The sequence below is a fragment of the Rhizobium sp. 01T444 genome, assembly GCF_056398305.1.
Map to the genome: position 1 here is coordinate 1 of NZ_JBFTPD010000120.1, position 886 is coordinate 886.

Consider the following 886-nt stretch of genomic DNA (forward strand, 5'->3'; position numbering starts at 1 on the left):
GAGTCATGCAACTCAATCCCGCAGAAATTTCCGAACTGATCAAGAGTCGCATCGAAGGCCTCGGCGTCAGCGCGAACATCCGCAACGAGGGCACCGTGGTTTCGGTGACCGACGGTATCGTGCGCGTGCATGGCCTGTCGGACGCGATGCAGGGCGAAATGCTCGAGTTCCCGCCCAGCGCGGACGGCACGCCTTCGTTCGGCCTGGCGCTGAACCTCGAGCGCGACTCGGTCGGCGCCGTGATTCTGGGCGCATACGAACACATCTCCGAAGGCGACACCGTCAAGTGCACGCGCCGCATTCTGGAAGTGCCGGTCGGCCCAGAGCTCATCGGCCGCGTGGTGAACGCCCTCGGCCAGCCGATCGACGGCAAAGGCCCGATCAATGCCAAGATGACCGACGTGATCGAGAAGGTCGCACCGGGCGTGATCGCCCGCAAGTCGGTCGACCAGCCGATGCAGACCGGTCTCAAGTCCATCGACTCGATGGTGCCGATCGGCCGCGGCCAGCGCGARCTGATCMTSGGCGACCGCCAGACSGGCAAGACGGCGRTKGCGATCGACGCSATCMTCAACCAGAAGGGTCAGAACATGACCTGCGTCTACGTCGCGATCGGCCAGAAGGCCTCGTCGATCCAGAACGTGGTGCGTGCCCTGGAACAGGCCGGCGCGATGGAATACACCATCGTCGTCGCCGCCTCCGCTTCGGAATCGGCCGCCATGCAATACGTGAGCGCGTATTCGGGCTGCACGATGGGCGAGTACTTCCGCGACCGCGGCCAGGACGCGCTGATCGTCTATGACGACCTGTCCAAGCAGGCCGTGGCCTACCGCCAGGTCTCGCTGCTGCTGCGCCGCCCGCCGGGCCGCGAAGCCTACCCTGGCGA

At 65.4% G+C, this 886-nt stretch carries 1 protein-coding gene; it reads left to right on the top strand.

The features are described from left to right. Positions 1–5: 5 nt before the first annotated feature. The coding region (locus tag AC1DTN_RS37440) for a F0F1 ATP synthase subunit alpha (protein ID WP_477925168.1) at positions 6–886 on the top strand (881 nt) is incomplete at its 3' end.